Below are 22,931 nucleotides of genomic sequence, written 5' to 3' on the forward strand. Positions count from 1 at the left end.
ATTCCTATTTTGTTTAAGAAAATCCCTCAAACCTATTCTTCAAGGAGAAAAACGACAAAATGAATCGTTTCCCTACCACCAGGCTCATCGCGGCCCTAGCAGTTATTTCCTTCGCAATCAGTTGCGGTTCTTCCGGTTCCACTCGTGGTAAGAAGAAAGAAATGTATGAGAAAGAAGGTAACAAGGTTACCGTGATCGGCGAAGCGCCAATTTATAACGGCGACAAACAGATCGCAAAACAAAGAGCTTTGAAGGACGCTAAGATCAACGCGGTTCGTAAAGTGATCGGCGAAGAAATCAGCAACAAAAGCAAGGCTTCCGACGGAGAAAGTTTAGGTTCCAGTCTTCTTTCCAAAACAGACGCGTTCGTAAAGAGCTACGATATCATCGACGAAGCCGAGGGAAAAATCGACACTCAGCCTATGTTGAAACTTACCGTTCGTTGCGAAGTGGAAGAATCCAAAATCTCCACCGCGGTCGACAACCTTCTCGCGGACGTGGGCAATCCTAGAGTTGCCGTTTTAGTTCTCGGTAAAGTGGCCGGCGCTCCCGTTCCTCCAGCAAGCCCGAACAATTTCGGAGAAGCGGAAATCATCAAAGCTCTGAAAAAGAACGGAAACAAGATCATCGATCCCGCTCTTACCGCTAAAAAAGTAACGAAGAATCAAGTGAATCCGGATCAAGTGGAAGGTTCTCCTTTGATTAAGATTCTTGCGGAAGCTCTGCAAGCCGAAGTTCTGGTTTTGGGAACCGTGGAAACCGAAGACCAACAACCTCTTGACTCCGTAAACGGAAAGGCTTTGGAAAGAACGATCTATAACACTGCCGCAACCGGAACTTACAAAGTGGTTCTTCTTTGGGGAGATGGAAAGATCGTAGATAGCGGAACTGCGGACGGACGCGGCGCCGACATCACTCAAAAAGTTTCCAGAGAAAAAGCGATCAGCGAATGGGCGGCTTCCGTTTCTAAAAAAGTAAACGCGCAACTCAAAGACGAATGGTTTAACCTCACTGAAAACAATCCGATCGTTCTGAAGTTTACCGGACTCAACGCGGACGAAGCGACTAAGTTCAAAGACGATCTTACCGAGTTTACCGCGGCGAAAGAAGTCAACGTAAGAACTTCCGATACGAACGGTTCCGAGTGGGAAGTGATTTATCCGGGCAAGGACGCGCTTTTCCAAGAAGAATTGGTTTATAAAAAAGACAGAGGATTCTCTTTCTTGGCGACTAAGTCTTTGGAAGTAAAGTCCGCGACTCGCGGTGTGGTTACTCTGGAATTCAAACCTTTGAAATAATCTTTCTTTCGTTTAGAATTTTAGAATGTAGTAAAATACCCGTGGTTGCAAAAACCTCGGGTATTTTTTTGTCTTCAGAGCGCAGTGCGTAAAATGAGAACGTCGCGAAAAAACGGAAAACTGTAGGAGTTCCCACATTTTGCAGTAAAACAAGGGGTCGCCCCACCCGGCATTGGGTGGAGGTGGTGGGCTCGTGGGAAAATTTCCGGACAAATCCCCTTTATCAGAAAATTAGAATTCTTGCAAGTAGAATAGGAACGCTTTTCCTTTGTGGGAACTCTTACAAAAACCGGACGAAATCGACCGTTCCCGCGGATAAATCTTCATTTCCCGGAATTGTTTTGATAAACGACTTATAAATCGAAGCAAAAAATCCGATCCGCGATCAATAACAAAGAACATTCAATAACTAGAATATTCAATTTTTAGATCGCTTCTTCATTTTCAACTAAAGCTCTGCCTACGATCCAGATTCTCGAATTCGAATCACGTAACGAGGTTCGAGCGCCTGGATCGATTCAGATTTCATTTCGGAGATTGTTATGAAAAAAATTCTTTCGACGGTTTTCTCTGTCGGTGCAATTCTCGCCTTGTCGGCAAATTGTTCCAAGAGCGACCATTCCACCTCGGCCCGCATCGAACGCGGAAAAAAAATCGTCCTTGCGAGCGGACGCGGCGATTGCCACACACCAAAAAACATGACGGCACAAGACCCGGTTCCCGATAATTCAAAATTCTTAGAAGGATATTTGGAAACAAATCGATTACCCGATTACAAAAGTTTTCAAAATTCTCCCTGGGTTTTGTTTACCGGAGATCTTACGGCGGTGGTCGGTCCTTGGGGGATCAGCTTTGCAAAGAATCTAACGCCCGATCCTGAAACCGGGATCGGCAGTTGGACGGAAGATATGTTCGTTCAAACGATTCGCACTCAAAAAAAAATGGGAGTAAGAAGACCATCCTTCCTCCAATGGGACCGATCTTTGCGGGCAACTTAAGCACGTGAAACGACGAAGAATGAAAGGATATCTTCGCGTATCTGAAATCTTTAAAGCCGATTCGAAATAAGGTTCCCGAACCGATTCTCGAATAGTGATCGATCGAACGGATTGTAACCGTAGTTTTACGGTCCGTTCGTCTTCTCCTCTTTTTATTCTCTCTGAAAAGGACCGCGATCTTTTAAACGTACGGAAAGTGTTCGACGTAAGTCGCCGTTTCCATCCACCGTTCTTAAAAAACATAAAAATAGAACTTAGAACTTAGAGACATACAATGAAACGAATTCTCAAAAAAATGAAGGCGGAGGCAATCTCACCGCCCCGCCCCGCGTATAGACAAATTCTGTGGTCTTGGATGGGAGGAATTCTCGGGATTTCCCTCATCGCCCTTTTATCCGAAACGTTCGATTCTCCTTTGATCATGGCCCCTTTCGGTGCGTCCTGTGTGCTTTTGTTCGGAGTTCCCGAAAGCCCGCTTTCTCAACCGAGAAACTTAGTCGGAGGTCATTTGATCGCGTCGACGATCGGACTTCTTTTTCTGAATCTTCTTGGAAACGAGTGGTATGTCTTAGGACTTGCCGTAGCGACTTCGATTGCGATCATGCAGGTTACGAAAACGACTCATCCGCCCGCGGGTGCGGATCCGATCGTGATTCTGATGGGAAACGAAAGTTGGAGTTTTCTTTTGACTCCGGCGCTCAGCGGATCTTTGATCCTTTTGATTCTTGCGCTCGTGTTCAACAACCTGAATAAGAATCGTCAGTATCCGAAATTTTGGAGATGAATAATCGATGCTTCGATTTTAAGGATTCTTTGAGAATTGACAATTGAATCGCTTCAGCCGATTTCTAAGTTGAATTCGGTCGGAGTTACGACAAGATTTTTGATGCAATATTCTACTTGCAAAAAGTAGAATATTCTGATATTGAAAACTTTCGCAATTCTTCCCACGAACCCGCCTCCTCCACCCGAATCGGGGTGGGGCCGCCGTTCTACAAAACATCGTCGGAATTACGACATGCTCGAAATAACTACATCTGAATCGATTCTAAAATAAAAAAATCCGCCGGAAGAGATGCCTTCCGACGGAACCTTTTTTTCTACCTTCCCTCCTGGAAGGCTTCCTCAGATCTGCTGCAGAAGCTTGAGAACTGAATTCGGTTTCATGTTTGCCTGCGCCAACATTGCCGTACCACTCTGCACAAGTATTTGTTTTGTGGTCAGCGAGACAACTTCCTCCGCCATATCGGCGTCTCGAATTCTGGACTCCGACGCTTGCATATTTTCATACGCACCCATCAGACCCTTTGCGGTATATTCAAGCCTATTGTAATAAGCTCCCATATCCGCTCTCTGCTTCATGATCTTCGTAAGAGCCGCATCCGCCAGACCGATGACATCGTTGGCTTCTCCCGGAGAAGAAATCGCGATCGGTCTCCCGTCCGCTTTTACAAGCTTCAGGGCTTTCGAAGTCATCGTGCCGATAAAGAATCTTTCCCGCTGGTTTTGGTTCGGACCCATGTGAAACCACATGGAAGCGACCCTCGAGCCTCTTGCGAATTGCCCCTCGAACAGTTTGAATTTATTAAATTCAGCCTGAGAAGCGATTCGATCGACTTCGTCCACCAGCGCAGATACTTCCACCTGCACAAGCTGCCTATCTTCGTTGCTGTAGATCCCATTCGAGGTCTGGATGGCGAGCACCCGGATTCTCTGAATGATGTTCGACGTCTGTTCGAGGAAACCCTCGGCAGTTTGAATGAAGCTCATCCCGTCTTCGGTGTTTCTTTCGGCCTGACGCAAACCGTTGATCTGCGTTCTCAGCTTTTCGGAAACAGCGAGTCCGGAAGCGTCGTCCGCCGCGGAGTTGATCCGCATACCGGAAGACAAAGCCTTCATCGTCTTGTCCACAGCAGCCTCGTTGAACTTAAGAGAACGGTGAGAATTCACCGCGCTCAGGTTGTGATTGATAATCATTCTACACTCCTTTGTAGAGATGAACCGGCAAATCTCCCTATCTGCCGGCCGGACATGATCTGTCCGGTGCTCCGGGATGGACAGTGTTCAGACCACCTGACAGACCAGGCGTCCTTCTATCACGGAGTAATAATGGATTATCAATCGTTACTGTTAGTTCAACGAACCTCTTTGATCCCAAAAGGACCACGGAAAGCGAATATTCTAATATTTTAAATTTAGAATGTTCTTTAGCCGAACTTTCCGTCGTACTTCGGGGATTCTCAAACACGAACAGCCGCGATAAGCGGCTTTCTTAAAAAAGGTCGGATCAAAACGGACCGGATGGAATTTAGGAATCAATTCCGGAAGGAAACGCATCTTAGAAAGATGCGCTCCTCTTCCGGTCAGTTATTCACCGCTCTTTTCAGCCGCCGAAACTCGGCGACTGCAAGACCTTAACCGTTCAGGTTAAAATCTTATCTAAGAAGCTGGAGAACCGACTGAGGTCTTACGTTAGCCTGAGCAAGCATTGCAGTTCCGGATTGAACCAGGATCTGGTTCTTCGTAAATGCAACGGTTTCCTCCGCCATATCTGTGTCCCTGATTCTCGACTCTGAAGCCTGGATATTCTCGTAAGCAACCATCAGACCTTTGGAAGCGTGTTCCAGTCTGTTGAAGTATGCTCCGAGGTTCGCTCTTTGTTTGTTGATTTTCATCAGAGCGTCGTCCAGAACCCCGATAGAGTCATTGGCAAATTCAGCCGTAGACAACGTCAGGAGTGAACCGTCAGCCTTAATGAGGTTGAGGGATTTCGCGGTCATAGTCGCGATATACACTCTTTCTCTTTGGTGCTGGTTCGGCCCAATGTGGAACCACATGGAAGAAGTTCTAGAACCTCTTGCAAAGTCCCCCTGAAGGAGAGCCATCTTGTTGAATTCTGCCTGAGAAGCAATGCGATCGATCTCGTCAACGAGCTGAGAAACCTCAACCTGAATCATCTGGCGGTCTTCCGCGCTGTAAATTCCGTTGGAAGATTGGATAGCCAGAACCCGAACTCTTTGAATGATATCGTTCGTTTCCTGCAGATATCCTTCAGTGGTCTGGATTAGAGACATACCGTCTTCGGTGTTTCTCTCAGCTTGTCTGAGACCTTTTACCTGCGTTCTCATTTTTTCAGAAACGGCGAGTCCGGAAGCGTCGTCACCGGCGCGGTTGATACGCATACCGGAAGACAAAGATTCCATATTCTTCGCTACTTCGTTATTCTGAAACTTCAGAACGCGATGGGAGTTGATCGCGGCTAAGTTGTGATTAATGATCATGGGTTTCCTCCTTGAAACTGATCATGACTCCGGCATCCGTGCCCGAGCCCCTTGTGAGTTTGGTTTTGGCCTAATTGATTTATATATAAGGAAGAATCAAACCGACGGATTTTGGTCCAAAGAGTCTTTTTCTTCCTACTCTATCTTCGGTGAATGGGGGTTGCGGATTAAATTTGGAAAGAATGGACGATTTCTTTTAAAATGATCGATTTACGTCATTTTTTAAAAGAATTCAAGGTTTTTCGAGAATCAGGATTTTCAACTTTTTTTAGAAAAAATTCCCTATGGAAAGTTTCGAACCAAAGCCGAAAAACCCTAATACACTTTTTTTGGTTTCGGAACCTTCTCCTCCCCTTTTTTTATTCGAATCCAGTTTTGAATTGCCACAAGAATTTCTTTTCGAATCATTCTTCATTTCGTAACGGCTTTTAGACTTCTTACGTTCGTCTAAATCTCTGCTTCGACTTTGATTGGAGGTTCTCTTTGATCCATTCTCCCAAAACCAAAAAAGATACTCAGGATCTTTTCGAACTCTATAAACAGATGCTTCTCATCCGAAGATTCGAGGAAGGCGCGGCCAAATCGTACAGCACCGGAAAGATCGGAGGATTCTGTCATCTTTATATCGGTCAAGAAGCGGTCGGCGTCGGATCGATCGCGGCTCTTAAGGAACAAGACTACATCGTTTCGACTTACAGAGATCACGGTCACGCGCTCGCCCGCGGATTGGAACCGAAGGCTTTGATGGCGGAACTCTTCGGTAAAAAAACGGGAATCTCCAAAGGTTACGGAGGTTCGATGCACTTCTTTGATAAGAACAAACGTTTTATGGGCGGTCACGGAATCGTGGGAGGTCATATTTCTCTCGCGGCCGGAATCGCATACGCTTCCAAATTCAAAAACGAAAACTCGGTCACGATTTGTTTTTTCGGAGAAGGCGCGGCCAACATCGGCTCCTTTCACGAAGGAATGAATCTCGCCGCGATTTGGAAACTTCCTCTCGTGATGATCTGCGAGAACAATCACTACGCGATGGGAACTCCGGAATACCGCGCGTTGTCCGTAAAGGACGTTTCGGTTCGCGCGGGAGCGTATGATATCGCAAGAGATCATATCGAAGGAGACGAGGTTCGAAAGGTTCGGGATCACGTAAGCGTCGCCGTAGAACGGGCGCGCAGAGGAGAAGGCCCTACTCTTATGGAAATTTCCACGTATCGTTTCCGAGGACATTCCATGTCCGATCCCGCGAAATACAGAACCAAGGAAGAATTGGATCGATACAAACAAAGCGATCCTCTGATTAAGGCGAAGATGGATCTTCTTCATTCCGAATGGTCCGAACAAGAATTAGAAAAACTAGATATAGATTTGCTCGCTCAGGTGGAAGAAGCGATCGCGTTCGCCGACGCGAGCGAAGAACCCCCGTTGGGTTGGTTGTATAAGAACGTTTATGCGGAGGATGTCTGATGGCGATTCTCACGTATAGAGAGGCTTTGAACCGCGCCATGTGCGAGGAAATGGACAAGGATCCGAACATCTTTCTTATGGGAGAAGAAGTCGGTCACTACGACGGAGCTTATAAGGTTTCCCAAGGAATGCTCGCGAAATACGGAGAAAGAAGGGTCATCGATACTCCGATCTCCGAAAACGGTTTTGCGGGCGTGGGAATCGGAGCCGCAATGGTGGGACTCCGACCGATCATCGAATTTATGACCTGGAACTTTTCCCTCGTCGCAATCGATCAGATCATCAACTCTGCGGCTAAAATGAATTATATGAGCGCCGGTCAGTTTCCGATACCGATCGTATTCCGAGGCGCGGGCGGCGCGGGCGGAAGATTGGCGGCTCAACATTCTCAGTCGTTTGAAAGTTGGTACGCGCATATTCCGGGTTTGAAAGTGATCGCTCCTTATACCCCGGCCGACGCTTGCGGTCTTTTGAAAACGGCGATCCGAGACAACAACCCCACGATCTTTATCGAAAGCGAGGTTTTGTACGGGAGCAGAGGAGAAGTTCCCGATCAGGAATATTCGATTCCGTTCGGAAAGGCGGATCTCAAACGGGAAGGTTCGGATATAACGATTGTTAGTTGGTCCAGAGCCTTGATGTATGTATTGCCCGCCGCGGAAAGATTGGCAAAGGAAGGAATTTCGGTGGAGGTTTTGGATCTTCGTTCGATCCGCCCCTTGGACGAGGAGGCGATCTACGCTTCGATTCGAAAAACCAACCGAGCTTTGATCGTAGAAGAAGGTTGGGAAGTCGCGGGTTTCGGTTCTCAAATCGCGTATTTGATTCAAAAAAATTCCTTCGACGATTTAGACGCGCCCGTGGAAAGAATCACGCAAGAAGACGTTCCGATGCCTTATGCGGCGAACTTGGAAAAAGCTTCTCTTCCGAGCGAAGAAAAGATCATCGCCAAGGTTCGAGAGATGCTCGAATAACACGAACGAGGAATATTCAAAATGGCTAAAATAGCAGAAATGACTCAGCTCAGTCCCACGATGTCGGAAGGAAAGATCGTTCGTTGGCTCAAACAAAAGGGAGATTCCGTTTCTCCCGGAGAAATCATCGCTGAAGTCGAAACCGATAAGGCCGTAATGGAAATGGAAGCCTTTGAAACCGGCGTTCTTTTGGAAGTGTTGGCTCCCGAAGGAACTCTTCTTCCCGTGGGCGCGCCCGTCGCGATCATCGGAAAATCGGGAGAAGACGTTTCCGCGTTAGTCGAAACCGCAAAGAAATCCATTCCCGCTAAAAAAGAAGGTTCCGGCTCCACACAAGCCGCGACTTCGTCACAAACCGGCGCTTCGAACGTTTCTCCCAACTCTGCGACAAGCGCTTCTTCTTCCTCCAAGTCGGAACCGGCTTCGACACCGTCACAAACGTCCGCTTCCTCGACCTCATCCGCGTCGAATACCGCCCAAGAATCGAACAACGCTTCTTTACGAAATCCTTCGGAATTCAAAAACGGAACGCGTGAAAAAGGAGAATTCTCCAGAGAACGCGCAAACGCAGGCGCTCCGATTAAAGCTTCTCCTTTGGCAAAAAATCTTGCTCTTCAAAAAGGAATGGACTTAGGCGAAGTGATCGGCACCGGTCCCGGTGGAAGAATCGTCAAACGCGATATTCTTTCGTATCAGGAATCGGGCGGAGGCAAAAAATGTTCTTTTGTTAAGCGACAAGATCGCAAACTCGAACTGACCGGAATGAGAAAGACGATCGCTTCCAGACTCGCACATTCCACTTCTACCATTCCTCATTTTTATCTTACGATGGAATTGGACGCGGCTCCGATCAACGATCTGAGAAATTCCATCAACAAGGATCTCGGCTTGGAAGGTCACGAAAAAATCAGCGTGAACGATCTCATTCTCAAGGCTTGTGCGAACTCTTTGTTCCTCGTGCCCGAAGTGAATTCTTCCTGGAGAGAGGATCATATTCTCGAACACGGAAGAATCGACGTTGGAGTCGCCGTTTCCATCGAAGGCGGGCTCATCACTCCGTATGTTCGAAACGCGGATCAGAAATCCGTTCTCGAGATCAGCCGTGAAATAAAAGAACTTGCTTCCCGGGCAAGAGACAGAAAACTCAAACCGGGGGAATACACGGACGGAACCTTTACCGTCTCCAACCTCGGGATGTATGGAATCTCTTCCTTTACGGCCGTAATCAACGAACCGGAAGCCGCGATTCTTGCAGTGGGCGCTCTTGTGGAAAAACCCGTTCTGAAGGACGGAAACATCGTCGCCGGAAAAATTTTGAACGTCACTCTTTCTTGCGATCACAGAGTCGTGGACGGAGCGACCGGAGCAAGATTTCTTTCCGTATTCCGAGACTTTATGGAACATCCCCTTCGCCTACTTACAGGTTAAGGATTTTATTTTTGTGGAAAAAGAATCAGCGTCCGCCGCTCGAAAAGAAAAAATCAGAAAGTCCGCCCTTCTTCTTCTCTCCCTAAACAAGGAAGACGCCGCCAAGGTTTTATCCAAACTCGACGATTCTATGATCGAGGAGATCATTTTGGAAATGGCGCAGATCAAAACGATTTCCAAAAAGGAAAAAGAGGACGTTCTTCTCGAGTTTAAGAATTCGGTTCTTCCCGGAGAAGGAGAAATCAAAGGCGGAATCGACGCGGCCCGCGAAATTCTTCAGCATTCTTTGGGAAGGGAAAAAGCGGACAACATTCTCGGCAAACTTTCCCGTAAAGACATAGAAGACGATTTTTCTTTTTTGAGCGAAGCGGAACCCGGAGTTCTTGCGAGTTTACTCCAACACGAATCTCCGCAAACCGTCGCCGTCACTCTCGCGTTTATGACTCCGAAAAAGGCCGCGGACATTTTGAAATTCTTTCCCGGAGAATTGCAGGCCAGTGTCGCCTATCGTTTGGCGAATACCACCAAAACGCATCCGGACGCGATCAAAGAAATCGCAAGGGTTTTGAAAAAGAAATACGAACAAAGAGATCGTTCCGAATACAGCGAAGCGGGCGGCGCGGAAGCGCTTGCGAATATTCTCAACCATATGGACAAATCGCAGGAAGAGAATATTCTGAAAGAATTGGAAGCGAATTCTCCGGAACTCGCGAAACAAGTCAAAGAGAAGTTATACACCTTTGAAGACGTTTTAGGTTTGGATCAGAAGGAGATGAGAATTCTCATCAATCGCTTGAGCGACGACGAATGTTTGAGCATGGCTCTTCGCGGCGCCGGAGACGAACTCAGAAATCATTTCTTAAACGCCATGTCCAGAAACCGCGCGGCCGAAATTTTGGATATGATGGAAATCCGAGGAAAACTTACATTACGCGAAATCAACGACGCGAGAAACGTGATTCTCAATTTGATCCGAGAATTGGAAGAGGAAGGAACCGTCTTTGTGAAAAAGGACGGGGAAGAATATATTTAAAAAAAGAATTTGGATCCTTCCGTTTCGATATCACGTTTGGAATCTTTCGAAAAAGAATCCCCCTTTCGTTTTCGGTTTTATTTATTTCTTCTGACGCTCTTACAATTTTTCTACGTTTTTTTGGCCTCTGCGATCCTCTTTTCCCTATTCTTGTTGGGAATTAGTTTTCACGAATGGTGTTGTCAAGGTTCCACCTTTCTCAATGAACTGGCGAGCGAATTGTTCTTTTATGTTTTCAACCTACCGGCCGTTTTTGCGATCTGCTCCGTCCTCTACGCTCTTTGGATTTTTTTAAGTTCGCTTTGGATTCGACCGGACATTAAAGGTTCTCAGGTTTTGAAACGAATTGGAACGAAAGAATTGGATTCACTCAAGTTGGAAAGATTTCATTCTCTCTTGCAAAGAATCAGAATTGAAATCGGCGGACCTAAAGTCCACACGATCCAATGGAACGACGATCACGACGTTTCGCTAGTTCGTTCTTTTCGATTCGGAATCTTCGGACCTTCGAGAATTCATCTTTCGTTGGGAGCTCCTCTTCTACATTTTCTTACGCCGGAAGAATTCGAAACGATTCTCCTGTTCGAATCCGCGCGCGGAATCGAAACCTATAAAAGTAGATTCGTGATTTGGTTGCAAAGATGCCGTGCAATTTTTGAAAAGGACGATCTGGATCCGCCGGAAAGTCCATTTCGAACGTATCATACGGCTTTGAAAAACGGCCAGGCACGAAGAGCGAAACAAGTTGCGGCAAAACGGATCGGTTCCGAAAAAATCGAAAAGACGTTAGCCGCTCTCGCACTTTTGAAAGAAAAAATTTCTATATCCGGTGAGGAATCGAACTTGGATCCCCATTTTGCGGAGAATGCTTTGGATTGGTATTTCTATCCGGTGAGCGATTCTGTGTTAGTCGGAGATGGTTTAAAAAGAGGATGAATTCCGGAGCTGACGGGACTCGAACCCGCGACATCCTGCGTGACAGGCAGGCACTCTAACCAGCTGAGCTACAGCTCCTTATTCCTTAGATACTTTTTCAAAGGAACTTCTCCGGTCAATCGATTTTGATTCAATTGAACCGAAAAATTCTATTCCGAAAATCAATTCTTTCATTTACTGGAATACAGAATTCTCCGCATAAAAATATTGGAACACGTATCAGGATGATCGTTCAGGAAAAAAAACCTCAGGAACTTTTAGAAGACAGGATCTTTACCGTTTCTAATTTTCTCTCCGTCAGTAGAGTCTTTCTCCTGCCTTTTTTCATCGCTTTCACAAAAACGTATATATCCTCTCCCGAAAAGACGGAGTTCCTACTTTACGCGATGCTCACTTGTCTTTTAGCCGTGCTCACCGATTATCTCGACGGTTTTTTGGCGAGGCTTCTCCATCAGGAATCCGTTCTCGGAAGATATTTGGATCCGGTCTGCGATAAGATCGTGACCGTCGGTGGACTTTCCGTCATCGTTCATTACTTTCGTTTTCCACTTTGGATTCTGATCGCTTATATCGTCCGCGAAATTTTAGGAGTTTGGCTGGGAAGTTTTCTCTATCTCAAACGGGGAATTCAAGGAAAACCGAATTGGTGGGGAAAGTTCGGCGTCGGTCTTGTGGCGATCGCAGTTCTTTGGTATATGTGTATTCCTTTGATCGAATTTAGAATTCCGGGCGAGAGCATTCTCAAACATCCGGAAATTTCCGGGTATGTTTTGGTTTTGATTCTTTTGGCGGGAATTTTCGCTTACTCGAAACGCTATTGGAATATTGTATTTCATCCGGAAAGCATTCAGATCGATCCGGAAGATAAAAAGACTCGGAAGAAATACGAATTGGTTTGAACTAAGTTCCTTGACTCCCAAGGCGACTCTCACATCCTGTCCATTGCAACCCGCTCGGGTGGTGGAATTGGTAGACACGCAAGCTTGAGGTGCTTGTGCCGTTTAGGTGTAGGGGTTCGAGTCCCCTCTCGAGCAAAAATCTTTCCTCTTCAATAATCAATTATCTATACAAAAAAATCGGACTCGAAGCGAGCTTTGGTAAGCGTGTTGAGCGATCGATCGATCGAGCGACCCATAGGGAGCAATATCTGAGTTCAGAGAGCGAGAAACGCGTCCGAGCCACAGGATGTGGCGAGGCCAAAGCGAGACGCCGTGATAGATTCTGACCCGTAGGGAAGAATCTGCTGAGTTTCTGTTGCAGGAAGCGAGACTGCGTAACGGCGAGTCCCCTCTCGAGCAAAAATCTTTCCTCTTTAACAATCATACAATCAACGATGATGAAACGTGGACTCGAAGCTCTGTCGTAGCTCCGACACCGACGTCTTAAATTCTCCTTGAAGAAAAGGCATTTCCCTGATAAGGACAATTCTCCGGACTCAGGCTCCACCACCCACCCCTCCACCCAAACCCGGGTGGGGCGCAAAAATTTCACAACGAAGTTGTCGGAACAATGGCATCTCTTCCCATCCCCATCACTACTCCGACCTTTCCGAAAAATTCTATCTTCGCAAAAGGCCCCTAAAAAAAATGAGAAAAGCAATCTCCCAAAGGCAAAACACAATTCGATGCTCTACGAAATCACAATCCTTCAGTTTACAAAAATGCTTCAAAATCTCAAACTTCTTTTGGACAAAGGGGCGTCCTACGCCGAGTCGAAAAAGTTCGACTTGGAAGTTCTCCTCAATTCCAGATTGGCGCCCGACCAGTTTCACTTCATCAAACAGGTTCAAGTCGCTTGCGATACGGCCAAGTTGTGCGCGTCTCGACTCACAACCAAGGAAGCGCCTAAAAACGAAGACCACGAAAAAACCCTGGCCGAGTTGCGGACCAGAATCGATTCCACGTTAACCTATCTTTCTTCGTTTAACAAAAAGGATTTCGAAGGCGCGAACGAAAGAAAAATCTTCCATCCTCGTTGGGAAGGAAAATATCTCACGGGAGAAGAATTCGCCATACAACACGCGATTCCCAACTTCTACTTCCATATTACGACCGCGTATTCGATTCTCCGTCACAACGGAGTAGAAATCGGAAAGAAAAACTACTTAGGAGATATGCCGCTCAAAAGCGAATCTTGATCCGCATGAAAACGTTTCTAAACTTAAAACCAAAACGTCCTTCTCGAACTTTGATCCTCTTCGCGATCGCCGTTGTATTCTTTCTTATTTTAGAAAACTGTAATTCTTCCTCGGGAGAAAAACAAACCTCCGTCAATACAAAACCGAATCCGAACGGAATCCCCGTTTTGATCTATCACGAGATCGTAACCGATTCGGAAAAAGAATACGGAGAAACCGTCATTTCTCTGGAACGATTCGAAGAACAGATGAAATATCTTTTTTCCAAAGGATATCATCCGATTACGATGAAAGAACTTCTTCTTTATATCCGAAAGGGAAAGGTTTTACCGGATAAGGCGGTCGTATTAAATTTCGACGACGGTTGGAAAAACGTTTTGAACGCGGTTCCGATTCTCAATCGATATTCTTTCCCGGCCTCTTTTTGGATCATCGCCGGTCCGAAAGGAATCGGAAACGGAGAATATATGGAATGGTCCGATATTCGGGAACTTTCCAAAAATCCGAACTTCGAAATCGGTTCCCATACCTTCAGTCATCCTTGGAATCCCAAGGACAATCTGGTGACTTGGGTGGACAATAAGAACCAAGGAAAGGGCCGAAAAGACGCGCTTTTCGAGTTAAAAGAATCCAAACGAATTCTGGAATCCAAGTTAGGCATTCCGATCGACTATTTGGCTTGGCCTTGCGGTTGGTACAACGAGAAACTCGTACAGTTGGCAAAAGAATCCGGTTATAAAGCGTTATTGACCACCGAAGACGGGCCCAATCTCCCCGGAGAAGATCCGTATAGAATCAAAAGGGTCTTTATAGACGGCAAATGCGACCTTGCATCCTTTATTGAACAATTGGAGAATCCAAGATACATCGTATGTCAGAAGTCTCAAAAACCTACGTTGGGCAACTCCCCCTATAACCATTAAGGTTCTCTAAATTTAGGACCCAAAATAAATTTTTCCTCCCCGGAGAATTATTATGATTCCACCGGGAATGCCTACTTTTCTTATAGTAAGTTTAAGTAAATTTGAACGAGGGCCAATCAGTGTCCGCAACGGAATCTAAGCATTTGAAGAGTGACCGGTACTGCCGGGAAGAGATCTGGGTCACAAGAATCTTTCTTCTCTTAACAAGCGTCGCCTTTCTTTTCGGAAGCCTCGAAATGCTTGCCACTTTTTGGGAACAAATCCTCGATCACAGACCGTTCGCGGCCATAGGCCAGATCGCGTTCTTCGTTATCATCGCCTTATTGACTTACGGCAACTTCGTTTATCAATTCACGCGCCTCGGTTATTTCAAAAGACTTCTCAAACATTCTCCCCCGAGCCGGGAAGAACTGGAGTCGATCTATACGAGAGAATCCGCGCCTCTCGCCATTCTTGTTCCTTCCTACAAGGAAGAATTGGACATCGTCCGGGAAACTCTTCTTTCCGCGGCTCTGCAAGACTATCCGAATCGAAGAGTGGTTTTGCTCATCGACGACCCTCCTCAACCGAAAAGTTATATCGACTTCGAAGCCCTTCAAAAGATGAGAGAACTTCCGAATTCTCTTCAGAAACAATTCAACGAAGCGGCGGAGCCTTTGCTCCAAGCCAAAAAAGAATATCTGGAACGGAAGAATTCTCACAAATCCAAAACCGCAAAAGAAACCGAAAAGCTGATCCAACTCTATAAGAAAGTTTCCGAGTGGTTCTCGAATCGCGTGAACAGTTACGACGATACTTCGATTCGAAGAGAACTTCCCGATCATACCCGAGTGTTTATGAGGGATTCTTTTTTCCGAGAATGGAACGAACTTCATCTGCAAAGAATTTACGAACTCGAGGATTTATTATCCGAAGGCGGAGCAAGTCCCGAAAGAATCGAAAAAGAATACGAACGTCTCGCTTGTCTTTTTTCGGTTCAGTTTTCTACCTTTGAAAGAAAGAAATATCTAAACCTTTCTCATCTTCCCAACAAAGCGATGAACCTAAACAGTTACATCTATCTTTTGGGAAAAAGATGGGAGGAAAAGGAAGAATCTCACGGAATTCTTTTGCAAGAAGCGAAAGGAATCCGTTCTTCCTTTGAAATTCCGGCCGCGGATTTTTTGATCACGTTGGATGCGGACAGCGTTCTTCTTCCCGATTACATTCTAAAGTTAGCGCACGTCATGTCTTCTCCGGATCACGAAAAAGTCGCGGTCGCACAAACACCTTACAGTTCGTTTCCGGGAGCGCCTAACGTGCTGGAAAGAATGGCGGGCGCGACCACGGACATTCAATATCAGATCCACCAAGGATTTACGCACTTCGGAGCAACGTTTTGGGTCGGTGCGAACGCGATGCTTCGTCACAAAGCCCTTTTGGATATCTGCACCGTGTATCAGGAACGCGGTTATAAAATTCATAAATACATCCAAGACAATACGGTGATCGAAGACACGGAATCGAGCATCGATCTTTTGGACGTACATTGGAATCTTTACAATTATCCGGAAAGACTGGCCTACAGCGCGACCCCTCCCGACTTCGGATCGCTTTTGATTCAAAGAAGAAGATGGGCCAACGGAGGTCTGATCATTCTTCCGAAACTTTTGCGTCACGTATTCCAATGGCCTTGGAGAATCTCAAAGTTCGCCGAAGCTTTCTTTCGAGTTCATTATCTCGGATCGATCGCGGCCGTAAACATCGGTCTTGTGATTCTCATGGGAAGTCCTCTCGGAGAAGGAATGGAAACGTATTGGATCGCAGTTTCTTCTCTTCCGTATTTCATCTTATACGGAATGGATTTGATGAGGATGGGATACAAATGGTTCGATCTGCTCCAAGTGTATTCCCTCAACCTACTTTTGATCCCGGTCAACTTAGCCGGAGTTTTCATGTCGATCAACCAAGCGATCACCGGAAAACAAATTCCTTTTAGCAGAACGCCGAAGGTGATCGGAAGAACCGCGATGCCCGCCCTTTATGTGATCGCTGAATATTCCCTTTTGGCGCAGTTGGTCTTCGGATTTATCACGAATTATCTGCATAGAAACTGGGTGTATTCGATCTACAATTTAGGAAACGCGATCCTTCTCGGCTACGCGATCTTTAAGTTCATCGGACTCAAATCTTGTTGGGAAGATATTCTGTTGTCCTTGAACAAACCTCCGGTTGAAATCGTGGAAACAGTCGCACATCTGGTCGAACCGAGAGTTACGATCGATTTGGAAGGAGCAATGATTTACACAAGCGAAACTGCGGAAGAAGATCAGATCGCTTCCTAATTTCCTCTTGTAATTTGGTTCCTGGGAAAAACTCTCGTTCTATATGTCTGCAAATCCAGGACCGGTATCCGTACAGGAAGTTTTGTACAAAGCGCGGTTATTCTTTTCCGGATTTTTTCTCAGCCTTATCTTAATCTTAGGACTGATCTTTTTAAGCCCTCTTTTTTTGATCCAGGATCGCCCGTTTCCCAAAAGCGACGCTCTGGTCCTGGAAGCGAAGGAAACGATTCCCAAGGACATTCTTAAAAACGCGGCTGACGGTTTTAAAAAAGGTTATGCGGGAATTTTGATCGTCCTTTATTCTCCCGCAACTGCAAACTCGAACTTAGGAATTCCTTTGGATCAAACCGCGGAGATACAAAGTTCGCTCGTTGCCTTGGGCGTGGAAGAATCCAAAATTCTAATCTATAAACTAGAACCGTATCCGACGGGCGCTAAGAATTTTTCAAAGTCTCTTTTAAAGATCTGCTTGGACAGACAACTGAAGAATGTTCTTGTTCTTTCCAAAAGATTCGAATCCGCTCTCAATCAAAAACTCTACGAATCCGTATTGGGTCCGGCGGGTTTAAAAGTGCACGTGGTTCCTTTGTCGGATAAGATCGGAATCGGAAACTGGTTCTTAACCGAAGAAGGTTTCGAAATCGTATTCTTAAATTTGGCCAAAACGTTTTATCAAATACTCCCAGGAAAATAAAATCGGAATGTTAGACGCAAAAGAATCAAACGAGCTGATCCAGCAAAGAATTCAAAAAATCGAAGAATTAAAAAAACAGGGAATCAATCCCTACCCGGTTCGTTTTTTCCCGGATTCCAAAGCGAAGGACATCGTCGAAAAGTTCGAAAAAAATCCGACGGGACCGGAAACCAAATTCAAGTTAGGCGGAAGGCTCCATTCCAAAAGAGTCATGGGAAAGGCGAGTTTTGCGCATCTCAAGGACAGCACCGGAATCATTCAGTTGTATGCGACCCGAGACGATTTGGGAGAATCCTCGTATTCCATCTTTAAATCCTTGGACTTGGGCGATATCATCGGCTTGGAAGGTTATCTTTTTACGACTCAAAAGGGAGAAATCACGTTGCACGTCACCTCGGTGGAACTTCTTGCAAAGTGTATTCGTCCTCTTCCCGTCGTTAAGGAAAAGGACGGAGTCGTCTACGACGCGTTCGCCGACGTGGAACAAAGATATAGAATGCGTTACGTGGATTTAGTCGTAAACGATCACGTGCGCGAAACGTTCATCACAAGAAGTAGAATCGTTTCCGAAATCAGAAGTTTTCTCACGAACGAAGGTTTTCTCGAAGTGGAAACTCCGATGATGCAACCGATCGCAGGCGGCGCCGCGGCCCGACCTTTCGTCACGCATCACAACACATTGGACATGCAGTTATTCTTAAGAATCGCTCCCGAACTGTATCTCAAACGATTGATCGTGGGCGGTATGGATCGTGTGTTCGAATTGAACCGCAACTTCAGAAACGAAGGGATTTCGACAAAACACAATCCCGAGTTTACGATGATGGAGGCCTATATGGCCTTCGGAGATATGAGCACGATGTTAGATCTCACCGAAAGACTCATCACTCATTTGGCTCAAAAGATTTGCGGAACCTTAAAGATCCAATACGGAAAGGATCTGATCGATCTTTCTCCTCCATGGAGAAGGGTTACCTACGTGGACATCATCAAAGAATACAGCGGAATCGACTTTAGTCAGATCACCACTTTGGAAGAAGCGAAGAAGAAGGCTTCCGAACTGAAAGTGGACGTTTCTAAATGCCAGACGATCTGGAAAGTCGCGGACGAGGTTTTTTCGGACAAGGCCGAACCGAATCTGATTCAACCCGTTTTCATCACGGATTATCCGAAGGAACTTTCTCCTCTTGCAAAATCGAATCCGAATCGACCGGGTTATGTGGAACGATTCGAACCCTACGTTGCGGGAAGAGAAATCGGAAACGCGTTTACGGAGTTAAACGATCCTTTCGATCAAAAGGAAAGGTTCGAAGATCAGGTTAAACAAAGAGAAGCCGGCGACGACGAAGCGTTTATGATGGATGAGGATTATATCCGTGCGCTCGAGTATGGAATGCCTCCGACGGGCGGACTTGGAATCGGAATCGATCGTCTTGTGATGCTTTTGACCAATTCTCACTCGATCCGGGATACGATTCTCTTTCCATTGATGAGACCGGAATAAATTCCGGTCGTGACTTTTCTCTAAACGTTTCGATTCAGTTTTGTTTCGTTCGCAGTCTGATGAACTTCAAAGCGAACCTAAACCGACCAACGGTCGTGACGATCAATGTCAGAGAAGACAAGTCCGTAGCGCAGAGAAAAACGCGTTCAAAAAAACGAACTCAATTCTTTTTTAGAGTCATAAAAGAAATTTTAATTTACGATTCTAACGACAAAGAATCTCGAAAGAGAATTTTCCCGGCTCATAGAAATCGTTCCATCTGCACAACGATAAGAAAGTTGCGAGAACGTCCCCAAAAAAAACTGGATGAAAACTCCGGAGAAATCCGAACGATTTTTACTTCGGTTTCTTTTGAAAAAGAGATTTAAAGAATACGACCGTAAAGAATTGGAACATTCTAAAAAAGCGGAAGATTCTCCAAGGTTTACTCAAAATTCTCCACAACCAAATGAGCCCTCTGAGTTTGAAAAAATTCGGAGCCTTTCTCACCTTACCGGAAAGAATGTCCAAGGAACCGCTGACGCCGATGATTACGGAATGACCGAAGAACGCCGTGTTGTTTTCGATCCAGATTTCCTGTTCCGGAAAATCCATTGCAAGAAATATAATATTCGGACTGGTCTTACGAATCGATTCTTTTACCATCAATTCGCGTTGAGGATTCATATAACCCGCGTGACGGCCTACGATTCTTACTCCCGGAAAATGTCTGGAAAGGGTAAAATAGACTTTCTCGATGACGTCTTCTTTTCCGCCGAGCATAAAGATGGAATAATTTCTAAGTTCGCAGAGACGGACCAAGTCCATCATCAAGGCGATGGGAGAAATTCTCTCTTTGAGAACTTTTCCGAGGCGGGCCGCAGCCCATTGTAGCCCCGCTCCTTCCGCGAGAATCATAGTAGCTTTTTCGGTGATTCTATGGAGCTTTTTCCCTTTGCGGACCGACATGATTTTGATCGGATCCAAAAAGAGAATGTGATGAAACTTTTCCTTCTCCTCTAAGAGCCTGTAGATCTTAGCGACGGATTCGTCCTGAGTAACATTGTCGAACGGAACCCCGAGAATATCGGTTTTTCCTAATGTTTCCGTTTGAATGACCTGATAGTCTAAGAGATAATCTCGGTCGTCTTTTGCGGAAAGATGTATGATTTCACCGGGCTTTTTCATCCTAAAGACATCCTATACGACATAAGTTCAGAGTCAATTGAAACTTACCGATTTTGTTCCCGTATTTTTGAGGCTGAAGCTCTAAATTCTTTTTCCAAACAAGCCATGGAAATACCGGAAAGCAGAAACGGTCCTTCTTTCAAAATCAGATCCAAATTCGAAACCTGAATTCCGCCGATCAAAGTAACGGGCAAAGGAGATTCCTCTTTGAGCCGCCTCAAGGTTTCGGTTCCGATCTCGGACTTCGCGTCGTCCTTATTCTCCGTCGGAAAAATCGGTCCCAACCCCGTGTAATTCCAAAGGGAAGAATCCAAATTCTTCACCTCATCCAACGAATGAGACGAGGTTCCGAGAAAGAGTTCCGAGTCGGATAAAAGTTTTTTTTCCTCTTCGGTCAAAGTTTCAAAATCCTCTTTCCCGACATGAGCCCCGTAACAATTCCAAGTCTTTGCCTGTTTCCAAAAATCATTGAGAATCCAAAGAACGTTAGGATAACGATCTTGGAGAGATTTTACGAGAAATTCCAGTTCGGAAAGGGAAATGTTTTTGGCTCGGATCTGAACAAACGGAACCAAATCCGGATATTCCAACCAAAGTTTCGGAAGTTCGAATAGATCCAGATTCCTCTTTTTACAAAAATCGAAATCTAAAATCGGATAAATTCCCGGCTCGGGCCAGGCGGTCGACTCAACCCCCACCGACAAACCTAAGAATTTCCACCCGATCCTCTTCTTCCAATTCGATTTGGTTCCAGACTTCCCGTTTCAAAATGTTTCCGTTCCGCTGAATGGCAACCATTTCCGGTCTAAGTTTCAAATATTCTAATAAGGATTGAATTTTCGTAGATTCCAGTTCGGAAAGACGAAGCGGTTTTCCGTTAACTTTCATAGAGTGGTCCTAGAAAGTTTGGACTTGGAATCTTATAGTGTCCAATCTTTTTTGATTTACGCGAAATTCCGAGATGAGGGATCATACATTTATGAGGAAATTATCTTCAATCATTCTATTCTTTCTTTTGCTTTCCACCGTAGTTTTAGGTTGTCACGCAAGACACGACGAAACCAGCGATCGGGCTTTTTTCAATTACATTCTTGCCTGCGGTCCCGGTGGAACGATCGATTCCTGCAACGCGAATTGCGCCGCTACTTACGGTTCGACCGTAACCGCCGCGAACATGCAATATCTCAACACTTGCACAAGCGCCTGTTCTACGAACTGCAATATCTTGACTCTTTACTTACAATACAGCGCTCTCAACAAGTAAAGTAACGAAACATCGAGGCCGCGAAAATTCCTGCGGTCTCGATTTTTAAGATAGAATCCCCTGCCTTCACACCGAGAACTTTTTTTTCCTTCAATAGATTCGTCTCTTTTTCCCGAAAGCCTCCTTCGGGCCCTATGATCCAAATCGCGTTTCGAAAAAATTCTGGTTGGAGATTCGATTCTCCTTTGGGATCGAATTGATATACGGAAGGGCTCATTTCTTTTGATTGCCGCTCCGAGTTTTCTTTTTCCCGAGAATGGAAGAATTCCTTCAGCGCAACCGGCGCGTAAACTTCGGGCAGAAAAATTCTTTTGGACTGAATCGCCGCTTCTTCCATGATCTTTTGAACTCTTGCGATGTTGAAATCCTTTCGATCGGATTGTTCGAAGTTCAAAAAATAAAAATGCGTAAGCCCGAGTTCGGTCCCCTTTTGTAAAAGCCACTCGAGTCGATTTCCCTTCGGAATCGCGGTCGCGATCCCCGAAACGACGTTCGGTTGCGGATGACGTTTCGTTTCCTTTAACGTTCCCTGTAAGGCTCCGGCTTTTACTTCGTAAACCCATTCCGATCCGATTCCGTCGAAAACGCGCAGAATCTTGTCTTCGGAAAAAATCCGAAGCGCTTTGAGATGCGACGTTTCTTCTTGATTGAGGGAGAATGGGGATTCGGAATTCCATTCTCGTCTGAAAAGAATCGATTCTTCCAAAACGTAGATCCTTTTTATCGGTTGAGATTCGCGAGATCGAACAGGGAAGGATCGGGTTTAACTTCCTTGTCTATTTCAGTATATTCTAATACACTAATAGAGCCCGTGTTCAGATCGAGCATTTCGAGACGGTTTGCGTGTTCTTCTTTTGTGATCTTCTGATTTTGTTTCACCTTTACGGGTCCGTATTTGATGTTCATAGTTTTGAACAAAACCCCGTCCCGGTCGTGAAAATCCAATCGGGTCGGTTTTAAGGAATCCAGATCCAAAAGAAGAATCAATTTGGAATAAAAATACGGGATGATGGGTTTCAGAGAAACCCGTTTGAAGGAATGATCCGCGGTTTTCAGATCGCTCTGTACGATCGGGTTGTAGTTCGCCTGATACGAAACCCCGGATAAATCGATAAAGCTGAAACCGGTCGCAAGATGGGATTCGTATTTTTCCTCGTCCACTTTTCGAAAAATCTTTTTGGAAAGGACGTTGAACGCATAAATCTGTTCTCCCTCGTCCTTGATCAAAATCTTATATTCGAGTCCGCGGCCCCTGCTTTCGAAAAGATAGAGCGTGTCTTCTTCCTTTCGAAAAATGCTCACGTCCCAACTCCAGGTTTCCCCGGTTCTTCGGATGAGAATCAGATTTCCTTTGATCAATCCTTGGTTGGATTTTACGAGTGCCTGGTCGAGTCTCGCGACCAATTCTTGGGCGACCCGAATCGCGGATCCTTGCGGGTTTGTTTCTCGGCTCAAAATGATGAGAGCCAAAAAACCAACCGTAATCGCAAGAACCCGAATCAA

22 protein-coding genes, 2 tRNA genes and 1 pseudogene are annotated in these 22,931 nt (G+C 45.6%); 17 read left to right on the forward strand and 8 right to left on the reverse strand.

Annotated features, from left to right (window positions below; translation table 11 throughout):
• Positions 1 to 59 precede the first annotated feature (59 nt).
• From LEP1GSC052_RS06360 to LEP1GSC052_RS06370, 3 genes and pseudogenes are all read left to right on the forward strand, one after another.
• Entirely contained in the window at positions 60 to 1,298 is a 1,239-nt protein-coding gene (locus LEP1GSC052_RS06360; RefSeq protein WP_010574968.1) for a lipoprotein LipL46, read from the forward strand.
• A gap of 542 nt (positions 1,299 to 1,840) precedes the next feature.
• Positions 1,841 to 2,391 (forward strand): annotated as a pseudogene (locus tag LEP1GSC052_RS06365) (c-type cytochrome).
• A gap of 179 nt (positions 2,392 to 2,570) precedes the next feature.
• Positions 2,571 to 3,080, forward strand: a complete 510-nt coding sequence (locus tag LEP1GSC052_RS06370) for an HPP family protein (RefSeq protein WP_010574970.1) — start codon at positions 2,571 to 2,573, stop codon at positions 3,078 to 3,080.
• Between the two features lie 341 nt (positions 3,081 to 3,421).
• On the opposite strand, the gene LEP1GSC052_RS06375 is transcribed toward LEP1GSC052_RS06370, so the two are convergent.
• Positions 3,422 to 4,273, reverse strand: coding sequence for a flagellin N-terminal helical domain-containing protein (locus tag LEP1GSC052_RS06375; protein ID WP_010574971.1), 852 nt, complete (start codon positions 4,271 to 4,273; stop codon positions 3,422 to 3,424).
• Positions 4,274 to 4,731: 458 nt separating this feature from the next.
• The gene (locus LEP1GSC052_RS06385; RefSeq protein ID WP_002154628.1) at positions 4,732 to 5,577 is read right to left on the reverse strand and encodes a flagellin N-terminal helical domain-containing protein; all 846 of its coding nucleotides are present in this window, start codon (positions 5,575 to 5,577) and stop codon (positions 4,732 to 4,734) included.
• Between LEP1GSC052_RS06385 and LEP1GSC052_RS21625 the strand changes: the two genes are divergently transcribed.
• From LEP1GSC052_RS21625 to LEP1GSC052_RS06415, 6 genes are all read left to right on the forward strand, one after another.
• Positions 5,576 to 5,782, forward strand: coding sequence for a hypothetical protein (locus LEP1GSC052_RS21625; protein ID WP_040913325.1), 207 nt, complete (start codon positions 5,576 to 5,578; stop codon positions 5,780 to 5,782). The genes LEP1GSC052_RS06385 and LEP1GSC052_RS21625 overlap by 2 nt on opposite strands.
• A 278-nt stretch (positions 5,783 to 6,060) precedes the next feature.
• Positions 6,061 to 7,044, forward strand: a complete 984-nt coding sequence (gene pdhA, locus LEP1GSC052_RS06395) for a pyruvate dehydrogenase (acetyl-transferring) E1 component subunit alpha (RefSeq protein ID WP_010574974.1) — start codon at positions 6,061 to 6,063, stop codon at positions 7,042 to 7,044.
• Entirely contained in the window at positions 7,044 to 8,018 is a 975-nt protein-coding gene (locus LEP1GSC052_RS06400) for a pyruvate dehydrogenase complex E1 component subunit beta (protein ID WP_010574975.1), read from the forward strand. Before pdhA ends, LEP1GSC052_RS06400 begins: the two co-directional genes overlap by 1 nt.
• A 21-nt stretch (positions 8,019 to 8,039) precedes the next feature.
• Positions 8,040 to 9,446: a dihydrolipoamide acetyltransferase family protein gene (locus tag LEP1GSC052_RS06405; RefSeq protein ID WP_020986638.1), complete on the forward strand. Its 1,407-nt coding sequence runs from the start codon at positions 8,040 to 8,042 to the stop codon at positions 9,444 to 9,446.
• Positions 9,447 to 9,459: 13 nt separating this feature from the next.
• On the forward strand, positions 9,460 to 10,479 hold the full coding sequence (gene fliG / locus LEP1GSC052_RS06410; protein WP_010574977.1) for a flagellar motor switch protein FliG: 1,020 nt from the start codon (positions 9,460 to 9,462) through the stop codon (positions 10,477 to 10,479).
• Positions 10,480 to 10,599: 120 nt separating this feature from the next.
• Positions 10,600 to 11,415, forward strand: coding sequence for a hypothetical protein (locus tag LEP1GSC052_RS06415; RefSeq protein ID WP_156892109.1), 816 nt, complete (start codon positions 10,600 to 10,602; stop codon positions 11,413 to 11,415).
• Positions 11,416 to 11,419: 4 nt separating this feature from the next.
• On the opposite strand, the gene LEP1GSC052_RS06420 is transcribed toward LEP1GSC052_RS06415, so the two are convergent.
• Positions 11,420 to 11,493: transfer RNA gene (locus LEP1GSC052_RS06420), tRNA-Asp, on the reverse strand.
• Positions 11,494 to 11,639: 146 nt separating this feature from the next.
• On the opposite strand from LEP1GSC052_RS06420, the gene LEP1GSC052_RS06425 reads away from it, so the two are divergent.
• The 7 genes from LEP1GSC052_RS06425 (at position 11,640) to lysS (ending at position 18,997) form a co-directional block, all read left to right on the forward strand.
• Positions 11,640 to 12,314 (forward strand): CDP-alcohol phosphatidyltransferase family protein, encoded by a 675-nt coding sequence (locus LEP1GSC052_RS06425; protein WP_010574979.1) that lies wholly within the window; start codon positions 11,640 to 11,642, stop codon positions 12,312 to 12,314.
• Positions 12,315 to 12,366: 52 nt separating this feature from the next.
• Positions 12,367 to 12,449 (forward strand) — tRNA-Leu (locus LEP1GSC052_RS06430).
• Between the two features lie 590 nt (positions 12,450 to 13,039).
• Positions 13,040 to 13,552: a DUF1993 domain-containing protein gene (locus LEP1GSC052_RS06435; RefSeq protein ID WP_010574980.1), complete on the forward strand. Its 513-nt coding sequence runs from the start codon at positions 13,040 to 13,042 to the stop codon at positions 13,550 to 13,552.
• Complete coding sequence (locus LEP1GSC052_RS06440; RefSeq protein ID WP_010574981.1) at positions 13,549 to 14,475, forward strand: polysaccharide deacetylase family protein; 927 nt, start codon at positions 13,549 to 13,551, stop codon at positions 14,473 to 14,475. Before LEP1GSC052_RS06435 ends, LEP1GSC052_RS06440 begins: the two co-directional genes overlap by 4 nt.
• 143 nt (positions 14,476 to 14,618) lie before the next feature.
• Positions 14,619 to 16,799, forward strand: coding sequence for a glycosyltransferase family 2 protein (locus LEP1GSC052_RS06445; RefSeq protein WP_010574982.1), 2,181 nt, complete (start codon positions 14,619 to 14,621; stop codon positions 16,797 to 16,799).
• Between the two features lie 43 nt (positions 16,800 to 16,842).
• The gene (locus LEP1GSC052_RS06450; RefSeq protein WP_010574983.1) at positions 16,843 to 17,493 is read left to right on the forward strand and encodes a hypothetical protein; all 651 of its coding nucleotides are present in this window, start codon (positions 16,843 to 16,845) and stop codon (positions 17,491 to 17,493) included.
• A 7-nt stretch (positions 17,494 to 17,500) separates the two neighbouring features.
• A complete protein-coding gene (gene lysS, locus LEP1GSC052_RS06455) occupies positions 17,501 to 18,997 on the forward strand; it encodes a lysine--tRNA ligase (protein WP_020985999.1) in 1,497 nt (498 codons plus the stop codon).
• Positions 18,998 to 19,333: 336 nt separating this feature from the next.
• Here lysS and LEP1GSC052_RS06465 read toward each other — a convergent pair whose 3' ends face one another.
• The 3 genes from LEP1GSC052_RS06465 to thiS are packed head-to-tail and all read right to left on the reverse strand — an operon-like array spanning position 19,334 to position 21,052.
• Positions 19,334 to 20,164 (reverse strand): WecB/TagA/CpsF family glycosyltransferase, encoded by an 831-nt coding sequence (locus tag LEP1GSC052_RS06465; RefSeq protein ID WP_010574985.1) that lies wholly within the window; start codon positions 20,162 to 20,164, stop codon positions 19,334 to 19,336.
• 44 nt (positions 20,165 to 20,208) lie between these two features.
• The gene (locus tag LEP1GSC052_RS06470; RefSeq protein ID WP_040913327.1) at positions 20,209 to 20,862 is read right to left on the reverse strand and encodes a thiamine phosphate synthase; all 654 of its coding nucleotides are present in this window, start codon (positions 20,860 to 20,862) and stop codon (positions 20,209 to 20,211) included.
• A complete protein-coding gene (gene thiS, locus LEP1GSC052_RS06475; RefSeq protein WP_010574986.1) occupies positions 20,852 to 21,052 on the reverse strand; it encodes a sulfur carrier protein ThiS in 201 nt (66 codons plus the stop codon). Before thiS ends, LEP1GSC052_RS06470 begins: the two co-directional genes overlap by 11 nt.
• A 91-nt stretch (positions 21,053 to 21,143) precedes the next feature.
• On the opposite strand from thiS, the gene LEP1GSC052_RS06480 reads away from it, so the two are divergent.
• Complete coding sequence (locus LEP1GSC052_RS06480; RefSeq protein WP_010574987.1) at positions 21,144 to 21,428, forward strand: hypothetical protein; 285 nt, start codon at positions 21,144 to 21,146, stop codon at positions 21,426 to 21,428.
• On the opposite strand, the gene LEP1GSC052_RS06485 is transcribed toward LEP1GSC052_RS06480, so the two are convergent.
• Positions 21,418 to 22,134, reverse strand: a complete 717-nt coding sequence (locus LEP1GSC052_RS06485) for a 16S rRNA (uracil(1498)-N(3))-methyltransferase (RefSeq protein ID WP_020985673.1) — start codon at positions 22,132 to 22,134, stop codon at positions 21,418 to 21,420. The genes LEP1GSC052_RS06480 and LEP1GSC052_RS06485 overlap by 11 nt on opposite strands.
• A 14-nt stretch (positions 22,135 to 22,148) precedes the next feature.
• Positions 22,149 to 22,931: an outer membrane lipoprotein-sorting protein gene (locus LEP1GSC052_RS06490; protein WP_010574989.1), complete on the reverse strand. Its 783-nt coding sequence runs from the start codon at positions 22,929 to 22,931 to the stop codon at positions 22,149 to 22,151.

The organism is Leptospira kmetyi serovar Malaysia str. Bejo-Iso9 (assembly GCF_000243735.2).
Lineage (GTDB): Bacteria > Spirochaetota > Leptospiria > Leptospirales > Leptospiraceae > Leptospira > Leptospira kmetyi.